This is a genomic window from Paenibacillus xinjiangensis (assembly GCF_059686975.1).
Map to the genome: position 1 here is coordinate 279,361 of NZ_JCAALS010000001.1, position 9,955 is coordinate 289,315.

4 protein-coding genes and 2 pseudogenes are annotated in these 9,955 nt (G+C 45.6%); 3 read left to right on the forward strand and 3 right to left on the reverse strand.

The genetic code is table 11. The features are described from left to right. The first annotated feature begins 22 nt into the window (after positions 1 to 22). A complete protein-coding gene (locus tag AC6ESP_RS01285) occupies positions 23 to 1,000 on the forward strand; it encodes a CgeB family protein (RefSeq protein ID WP_497094852.1) in 978 nt (325 codons plus the stop codon). On the opposite strand, the pseudogene AC6ESP_RS01290 reads toward AC6ESP_RS01285, so the two are convergent. After that, a pseudogene (locus AC6ESP_RS01290) lies at positions 958 to 1,983 on the reverse strand (MFS transporter); the annotation flags it as partial. The gene AC6ESP_RS01285 and the pseudogene AC6ESP_RS01290 sit on opposite strands and share 43 nt — an antisense overlap. Positions 1,984 to 2,076: 93 nt before the next feature. On the opposite strand from AC6ESP_RS01290, the pseudogene AC6ESP_RS01295 reads away from it, so the two are divergent. Further along, positions 2,077 to 2,650 (forward strand): annotated as a pseudogene (locus AC6ESP_RS01295) (TetR/AcrR family transcriptional regulator). Between the two features lie 109 nt (positions 2,651 to 2,759). Here the strand turns inward: AC6ESP_RS01295 and AC6ESP_RS01300 are convergent. Further along, positions 2,760 to 3,839: a saccharopine dehydrogenase family protein gene (locus tag AC6ESP_RS01300; RefSeq protein WP_497094853.1), complete on the reverse strand. Its 1,080-nt coding sequence runs from the start codon at positions 3,837 to 3,839 to the stop codon at positions 2,760 to 2,762. Between the two features lie 97 nt (positions 3,840 to 3,936). Beyond that, positions 3,937 to 4,257, reverse strand: coding sequence for an ArsR/SmtB family transcription factor (locus AC6ESP_RS01305; protein ID WP_497094854.1), 321 nt, complete (start codon positions 4,255 to 4,257; stop codon positions 3,937 to 3,939). A 656-nt stretch (positions 4,258 to 4,913) separates the two neighbouring features. Here AC6ESP_RS01305 and AC6ESP_RS01310 point away from each other — a divergent pair. After that, positions 4,914 to 9,644, forward strand: a complete 4,731-nt coding sequence (locus AC6ESP_RS01310) for an S-layer homology domain-containing protein (protein WP_497094855.1) — start codon at positions 4,914 to 4,916, stop codon at positions 9,642 to 9,644. Positions 9,645 to 9,955: the final 311 nt, after the last annotated feature.

A 9,955-nucleotide genomic window follows, 5' to 3' on the forward strand; every position in this document is an offset into this window, starting at 1 on the left:
TTCAATTCGCGGAGGGCCAATCATGAAAATATTGTTTCTAGAGTCCCATCCGATGTGGATTCACGGACTTCCCAATGGGTTTCGGGATGCAGGACATACCGTGAAAATATCGGGACCTCTGACTAGAGAAAATCTTCCTCGTCTGCTCAGGCAGTTCAAACCTGATCTGATTATTAGCTTGGGCTGGACTCTTGAACATAGAGAGCATAAACGACAGTGGATTAAAAGGTTTGTCGCTTCAACAGCCATACCGCATGTTTACTGGGCTACTGAGGATCCCACTCATCATGAGTCCTTCTCGTTACCCTATGTCCGTACAGTCAAGCCTGATTTTGTCTTTACCATTTGCCGATCTATGGTTAAGGACTATAACAAAATAGGAATTAAGGCGGCTCATATGGATTTTGGCTATCACCGCAAAGTACACCGTGAAGGTAAAATCGTCAAGCAGCTCAGAAGTAATATCGGAGTAGTTGCCAACGGATATTCCCGCATATTAAAAATCTATCCCAACCACTACCGTCTCCAATCTCTCGACCATCTCATTAGCCCTTTAGTGAAGGACGGCACCCGAATTGATTTTTGGGGGAGGCAGTGGGATGAAATGACGCCTATTCTCGGAGCACGTATTCCACTCAGTTGGATACATGGGTATTTGCCCTATATTGATGCCCGTAAAGTCTATAATTCTGCGAAGATTATAATTGGTCCTCAGAACCATTTATCCCAGGTCACTCAAAGAACCTATGAGATTCTCGGATCAGGCGGTTTTCTGATTACCAGTGATACCCCCGAAATCCGCCGTTTGTTCAAACCAGGAAGGGATCTTGTTGTCTCCAGCTCCGCGCAGCAAACACGAGAGCTCATCCGCTACTATCTGAACCATCCTCAAGAGCGTGAACGTATCCGCAAGCAGGGCAAGCGCACCGTTCTGAAGCATAATTATAAACGTCGTGCTCAATATATGATTGAACAGCTGAAAAAACATAAAATCCTTTGATTAATGAACTGCGCTCCCAATGTTAGATCCAAATTAACAATTGGAGGTGCAGTTATTTGGTCAAATGGAGTAGGAACTATATGTTCTCGCTGCGATTCTTTGATCTGCCTAGAGAAGCATGCATGGTTCTCTGTGAATAAGTAAATCAGAGCTAAGAGCGGCAGAATGGTGCCAATAAGGGAGGCGAGCTTCCAGCCTCCTTGGGTATATGCCCATCCACCTAAGGATGAGCCGATCGCTCCCCCAATAAAGAAAATCGCCATGAAGAGTCCGTTCAGGCGTCCTCTCGCTTCACTCCCTAATGAATAGATCGCACGTTGACTAATGACCAGATTTCCCGAAACGCTCATATCAAGTGTAATTGCGGTTATGAAGAGTAGGATCAGAGCAGGAGCAGAATGACTGTGGAACAAATGGATGAGTCCAAAGGACAAGACGGCTACAATCATGGCAAGCCACGTCAACCTCTTGCTCCAGCCTTTATCCGCCAATCTTCCGGCAATCGGCGCAGCGATTGCACCGCCTACACCAACAAGTGCAAACCATGCAATGCCTTGCTGGGACATTCCGTAAGTATCAGCCAGATGCAAAGGAACGACGGTCCAGAATAAGCTGAAGGCTCCGAATAAAAAAGCTTGGTACAAGGCGCGTCGTCGCAATACCGGTGTATGCCTAAGTAAAGTGCTTAGGGAGAATAGGAGTTGACCGTAGCGCACCGAAGGAGAGGGCTTCCGCACGGGAAAAACATACCATAGCAATATAGTCAAAAGAGAGGTAACAACAGCAGACATCACAAATATAGATCTCCAATCCCACACACTGGCTATGAAACTTGCTAACGGCCGGGCAAACATGATCCCTAGCAAAAGACCGCTCATCACACTACCGACCACGCGGCCCCGCTGATCAACGAAGGATAAATAAGCAGCAAGGGGCACAAGAATTTGAGCCGCTACGGATCCGGTTCCAATGAATAAGGATGCATAATTCATTTTGCATCGTAATCCTCCTCCAATAAATACTGAACGTATCGTTTATATAGTGCTTAAGAAGAACGGCGACAAAGGAGGATTCGCATGCAGGGGAAAAGAGGGCGTCCGCGCAATGTGGAGACGCAAAACGCCATCCTTGCTTTTTTCCTATGAATTATTGTTGGAAATCGGCTTTGGAGCAGTTACCGTTGAAAAAATCGCTGATCATGCGAAGGTAAGTAAGGCTACGATCTACAAATGGTGGCCAAACAAGGCTGCAGTTGTGATGGATGGTTTCCTATCCGCTGCGACAGTAAGACTGCCTGTTCCCGATGCGGGTGCGGTGTTCCAGGATATTCTGGAGCACGCCACGAATATGGCTCGGTTTATGATAAGCCGAGAAGGCTCGATTTTTCTGGAGATAATAGGGGAGGGACAGGTTGATTCAGCTCTGGCTGAGGCCTATCGAACACGCTATATACAGCCTCGTAGGCTGGAGGTTCATGGCATTATGAGCCGCGGGCTTGAGCGCGGAGAGCTGAAGGAGAAGCTCGATATCGGATTATGCACGGATCTCATCTACGGGCCGATATTTTACCGCTTATTAGTTACGGGTGACCCCATTGACGACAACTATGTTAAGCAGCTGGTCACTCATGTCTTTGATGGAATCCGATAGACTAGATTATAGACTGCACTGGGATAGGTAAGAGCAACAAAAAAACCTTGAGAAATCAAGGTTTTTTTGTTGTTAAGAAAATGATCGTAAAATGTTGGTAAAATTGTGATTAATGAGATATAAGAACCCCGTATTGTTCGAAAAAATGAATAATTGCAGCAGTATCCATTCTCTTATCAGGCAGGTCTTCCGGATAATAAATGCCTGGAGCCAGCGGCTCTGCCTCTGATGCTAGCAGTAGCTTTTCAGCTTGGATAGCAGCTCCCAATGCAGTGAGATGAGTCTGACCAAGCGGATCAGAAATCGACATACTCCGTTCAACCCAGCGCCCATTATGATCACGGCCTTTTAGATGAATAACCATGTGATGTGCGCTGCCAGTGCCTGGATTGTAGAGCAGACTTCGTCTTAGAGATCGGAATCGATCACCGCTGATCATCTTCCATATTCCGCTCTTGACCATTCCTACAAGCGCGTAGGTGGATGCTCTGTTGTCGAAGGAGATGCGGAAGCTGGCTGAGTCGATATGGTCTTTCTTGAGCAGGGTCACATGATCCGGGGTGTCGAGCCGATAGCATTTGGTTTTGTATCCGTTAGGAAATTGTACTTTGACCGGATCTGTCATAGGGAAGACAAGACGGGTTCCTGTCGGTTCCGTAATATGGAATGGAATGCTCATACGATCCATGTACGCCGCAGAGTCGGGTCCTGCTTTGTCCCGCAGCGAGTAAAGCGCATTAATATGGATGGAGACGTTCTGAAGTGAAGCCGAATGCAGCATAGCAAGCAGTGAAGCAGTTCCGGCCATCCAGCCGGAGGACAATACGACAGGGGCATGGAGCTCCGAGTTCTTCAATTTGGCGATCGATTGTTGGAATAGTTCTGTCCAGCGCGTAAGGTCGATGAGTGGAATCTTTCTTCGGACGGCGGACATCAGCAGCCGATCCTGCAAATCGTTAACGGCATTTATAATCAGTGTCACATTGTCGTCTACATGAAGCAACGGATCCTCCGCATTATTATCGACAACGATGGTATGAACCCGTCCAGACTCGAATGGTACTGCTTTTCCCGGTGACCTTCCTCCGAGTGCAATATCCAGATCAGGGTGCCGATCGTGTAAGATCTGAGCGATCTGTCTGCCAACTTCACCGTATCCCCCTACAATAAGAACCTTTTTTTTGCTCATAAGCTCAACCTCCGTTTAAATGTTTGAATGTTTATATGTTTAAGTTATTAAACGTATAAACTGTAAAAAAAGGAATGACAATAGCTAGTTAGTGGCACTAGTTCTGGCATTCCTCTTCTATGAATTGAACAAGCTGTTTCATAAGTGCGATGGCTTCGTTGAACTCAAGCCTGTAGAACATCTCTGTACCCTTCTTCTGAACGTTAATCAGCCCTGCTTGCCGTAAAATCTTCAGGTGATGAGAGACAGTAGGCCGCGACATGGGAATGTGCTCTGCAATCTGCGTCACATTCATACTCTCTTTGTCGATCAGTAACGATATGATCTGCTGACGAATAGGGTCTCCCAAGCCTTGGAAATAAGGGCTTAGATTCTCAAAAATATGAATGGCCTTCTGATTGCCGATAAATTCGCTCATGGTTCACTCCGTTATAATGTTTAATTGTTTAAACGTATTATATTGTATCTCGCGGATTAACACAATACGCAGTATGTAACATAGGCAGTATGTAATGACAATTGACCTGCTCCAAAGGTAATTCTGGACCTCTGTCAAGAAAGTGGACACCCTATCATACATCTAACTTACTCGTTTGTAATACATCAATTCGGATCTGTGTCAGATATCCCACAGTACCAGCCCCAAATGCTGACTTTTGTGCAACATTACGTGGGTTCCAGCTCTCCTCGAGCCTATAATGCTGACTTTTGTGCAACATTACGTGGGTTCCAGCTCTCCTTGAGCCTATAATGCTGACTTTTGTGCAACATTATCGGTGTTCCAGCTCTCCTCAAGCCTATAATGCTGACTTTTGTGCAACATTACGTGGGTTCCAACTTTCCTCCAGCCCAGTCCAAAATGCTGACTTTTCGCTAGAAAGAAACGGCAGAAATCGCTGTTTCTTTGTTATGTAGTGGAAGATCAGTAGAAATTCTATCAAGCTTATCACAAAATGCAATATTATTCCTGATTTTCAAAGGAAATTTAAATTGTGTATCGAATATTAAATGAAGATTAATGAAAGTTTTTGTAAGTAGATAACGGAGTATTATAATTTAAGGGGGCATTTAAACTTGTTGCATTCATTACAATTATTCAAGAAGCTAACGGCTGTAGTATTATGTATGGTTCTCATTATTACAGGGAATATATCATTGGGAGGTTCTGTGAGAGTCGCATATGCAAGTACACTTAACGTGAATGATATGGCGATAATCGGTTGGGATGCAGTGGGCGATACGGTTACCTTTGTAAGTTTAGTCAATATTCCAGCAGGTACGGTTATTAAAATAACAGACAAAGGCTGGGATCAATCCACAAACGCATTCACCTCTTTAAACACGGGTGATGGCTTAATTACATGGACTCTATCAAGTGTGGTAACGGCAGGCTCTGTTTTCTCCATTTACTATGGGGGGAGCGACGCCGAGACAACACTTACGAATATAGCAACAGGCGATAGTCTGACAAATGATATTACTGTATCTGGTTATACAGTAACGGATCCAATGAATCTTGCTGGAGATGGGATCTTCATATACCAGGATGCTGATAGTAATCCGTACTTTATTACAGGCTTTAATAATTCAGGAGGAGTAGTAGATTCAGCTAATTGGAATACGTCCATTATTGCTACTCTAAGGGATTCGATGTTACCTAATAGTAATGGATCACAGAATTCCTTGACGAACGGCGTGAATGCTATTGGTCTACAGGGCGGTGCAAGCCAGCAAGATAATGTTCAATATACTGGAAGTATAACGTTAGTGAATATAGATACATGGAAGTCTCGTCTGTTAGACTCTGCAAACTGGAGTGGAGATAATACAGGGGATATAATGAGCACAATCCAGACAAATATTCCTTTAATAATAACAGCTCCTTCTGTAACTACAGATGCAGCAACTAGCATTACTTCCACAGAAGCAGTGCTGAATAGTACGGTCAATGATAAAGGAGATTATACAACGGTTACTTTCGACTATGGTTTGAACGCAAGCTACGGCAGCACTGTCGCTGCTACTACTGGTGGAACTATCGCTGCAGGAACTGGGAGTATAAGTGCTTCTGCTACATTGTCGGGCTTGACTCCTAATACTACCTATTATTATCGCGTGAAGGCGGTAAACAGTGTTGGAACGACCAATGGTACATCTCAGACATTTACAACTGCTGCATCGCCAACAACGTTCACGGTATCGGAGACAGGTACACTTACGTTGGATGCACTAGTCGAAGGGTATACGTTCAACGATACGATCGCCAATCAAGAGTATGTAACCCTCACGAAGGTAGGCAATGGCGCGATCACGAACTTAAGCGGCAGCATTAGTGGAGGAGCGACGAGCAAGTTCGTAGTGGGCACCATCAATGCAGATTCACTAGGAGCAGGCGTGTTATCTACGTCCCTCAATATTCGTCCGAAGGTGAATCTGCCAGTAGGCACCCATACAGAAACGATTACGCTAACAGCAGATGGCGGCATCAGCCACAGCTTTGATGTGAGCTTTACCGTAACAGCAGCACCGACAACGTTTACGGTATCGGAGACAGGTACACTTACGTTGGATGCACTAGTCGAAGGGTATACGTTCAACGATACGATCGCGAGCCAAGAGTATGTAACTCTTACGAAGGTAGGCAATGGCGCGATCACCAACTTGAGCGGCAGCATCAGTGGCGGAGCGACTAGCAAGTTCGTAGTTGGTACCATAAATGCAGATTCACTAGGAGCTGGGGTATTATCTACGTCACTCAATATTCGCCCGAAGGTGAATTTGTCAGTAGGGACCCATACAGAAACGATTACGCTAACAGCAGATGGCGGCATCAGCCACAGCTTTGATGTGAGCTTTACCGTAACAGCAGCTCCAACAACGTTTACGGTATCGGAGACAGGTACACTTACGTTGGATGCACTAGTCGAAGGGTATACGTTCAACGATACGATCGCGAGCCAAGAGTATGTAACCCTTACGAAGGTAGGCAATGGCGCGATCACGAACTTGAGCGGCAGCATCAGTGGCGGAGCCACTAGCAAGTTCGTAGTTGGTACCATAAATGCGGATTCACTAGGAGCAGGCGTGTTATCTACGTCACTCAATATTCGCCCGAAGGTGAATTTGCCAGTAGGAACCCATACAGAAACGATTACACTAACAGCAGATGGCGGCATTAGCCACAGCTTTGATGTGAGCTTTACCGTAACAGCGTCGCCGACAACGTTTACGGTATCGGAGACCGGAACACTGACGTTGGATGCACTAGACGAAGGGTATACGTTCAACGATACGATTGCCAATCAAGAGTATGTAACTCTTACGAAGGTAGGCAATGGCGCGATCACGAATCTGAGTGGCAGCATAAGTGGCGGAGCCACTAGCAAGTTCGTAGTTGGTACCATAAATGCAGATTCACTAGGAGCTGGGGTATTATCTACGTCACTCAATATTCGCCCGAAGGTGAATTTGCCAGTAGGGACCCATACAGAAACGATTACACTAACAGCAGATGGCGGCATCAGCCACAGCTTTGATGTGAGCTTTACCGTAACAGCATCGCCGACAACGTTTACGGTATCGGAGACAGGTACACTTACTTTGGATGCACTAGTCGAAGGGTATACGTTCAACGATACGATCGCGAGCCAAGAGTATGTAACCCTTACGAAGGTAGGCAATGGCGCGATCACCAACTTGAGCGGCAGCATCAGTGGCGGAGCGACTAGCAAATTCGTTGTTGGTACCATAAATGCTGATTCACTAGGAGCTGGGGTATTATCTACGTCACTCAATATTCGCCCGAAGGTGAATCTGCCAGTAGGGACCCATACAGAAACGATTACTCTAACAGCAGATGGCGGCATCAGCCACAGCTTTGATGTGAGCTTTACCGTAACAGCAGCTCCAACATACACGATCGCGACTATAGTGGATCAAACCGCTGCAGATATTACTCAAGGCTATGCCTCAGGAACACAGGAAACGATAAGCATCGATGTTGCGAATACGGGGACAGGTCATTTGAATAATGTGACAGTGGCACTTAGCGGTACGAATGCGAATGATTTCATGTTAACACAGCCACTAGTAGGAACGTTGAATAGCGGAGATCCAGCGACTAGCTTTACAGTAATTGCGAAAGATGGTTTAGCGGCAGGTACGTATACCGCAACGGTTACTGTGTCGGCAACTAACATGCTGAATGTGACGTTTACAATCACTCAAGTGATAAATCTGCCTCATGCACCTGCTAACCCTCAGAATCTTACAGCAGCAGCGGGCAATCAACAGGTTAACTTGAATTGGAGCATCGTTCCGGACGCGAAGTACTATGAAGTATATCTGTCGACAGTATCCGGACAGTTCGACAGTACACCTTATGCGACCGTGACTGAAGCAACTTATGATGCACACAACCTAACGAATGGGCTAACCTATTACTTTGTCGTTAAGGCAGGTAATGAAGGAGTCTTGAGTGCTGTATCCAATCAAGTAGATGCAACGCCTGCTACATGGTCAGCAGCGCCAACAAACGTTGTGGCTGTAGCAGGAAACCAGCAAGTAACGCTCTCCTTTACAGCTCCAGCCGATAACGGAGGGAGTGCTATTATTGGTTATGAAGTGACTGCTTCGCCGGGTAACGTGGTTGTAACTGGCAATACAAGTCCAATCATGATTTCGGGCTTAACGAACGGCACGAGCTACACCTTCACGGTAAAAGCAATAAATGCTATTGGCAGCAGTGCTCCATCAGCCGCCTCCAACGCAGTTAAGCCAAAAGCCGCTTCCAGCAATGGCGGTTCAACAAGCAATAGCAAAGTTATCTCTACAGATGGTACATTAACTCTGCCCGCAGGTAGAGAGGGCGAGGTAAGCTTGAATGACGAGATAACACTCTCGATACCCGCTAATGCCTTTAATAAAGAGCTGAAGTTTACAATTGAGAAACTATTGGATGTTCAAATGCTTCTTCCGAATAAAGAGGTTTTAGGCAGCTCGATCTTTGAGGTTCTGACAAATAATTCAGAGAAAATCAATGGTTCAGCTACACTGACGATAAAGTTTGATCCTTCTACAGTAAATAGCAACCAAACGGTAGCGGTCTTCTATTACGATGAGACTGTGGGTTCATGGCAAAAAATACAAGGCGGAGAGATTGAAGGAAATCGCATACGTGTAGAAATGGATCATTTCGCTAAGTTTGCGGTAATCGTTATAGACAAAGAGACAGGCCTGCCTGTAACAGAGAACTCGACAGACGTAATTAGCTTCAGCGATATCGCTGAACATTGGGCTGAGGCTAACATCAAGCTAGCGGTAAGCAGGGGAATCGTTAACGGCTACAAGGACGACACATTTAAGCCAGGCAAAACGGTAACTCGCCAAGAATTTGTAGTGATGCTGATGAATGCATTGAAGCTGCAAGAAGCTGGGACTGCGCCGACATACACAGATTCATCTAAGATCGGAGAGTGGGCACAGAAGGCTGTCTCTCAAGCGGTACAAGCCGGAATAATTAAGGGATATGAAGATGGGACTTTCCGTCCGAATGCAGAAATTACACGTGCCGAGATGGCAGTCCTCCTTGCTAACGCTTTAGGTCATTCTGTAGAAGCTAATGCAGCAGCTGGCTTCGAGGATGACGATCAAATTCCAGTATGGGCGATGAGCAGTGTTGCTTTCGTGAAGCAAGAGGGTATCATGCAAGGGAAAAGCGGTAACCAATTCGCTCCTCAAGACTATGCGACACGAGCTGAGGCTGTAACGGTGATGCTGAATATGCTGGAACGGAAGAGCGAATAAATACACCAGCGTGCCTCTGATGGTCTGTTAAGTAACTAGATAGGGTAGTTTTTGTACAATTAGCGAAATTGTTTTCGCTAGTTAGGAAGTAATTTTCCCTAAATGTTGGCTGTGCGGCCTAATTAGTGTTAATAACGAAACGAATTTCGTTATTAACGAAACAAAGCTCACCAATAGCGAACTTTATGTACAGATTCCTATTAAATCTGGTCATTCACCAGAACAGCACTTCAAATGAGCGAAAATGGGTTCATGATTAGTGAAATTCATTTCGCTACGAAACAACAAAAGCATCGGTGGGAAGCTCGTTT

Coding starts and splice junctions, on each gene's coding strand:
- AC6ESP_RS01285 (WP_497094852.1), top strand. CDS start 23: ATGAAAATATTGTTTCTAGAGTCCCATCCGATGTGGATTCACGGACTT.
- AC6ESP_RS01300 (WP_497094853.1), bottom strand. CDS start 3,839: ATGAGCAAAAAAAAGGTTCTTATTGTAGGGGGATACGGTGAAGTTGGC.
- AC6ESP_RS01305 (WP_497094854.1), bottom strand. CDS start 4,257: ATGAGCGAATTTATCGGCAATCAGAAGGCCATTCATATTTTTGAGAAT.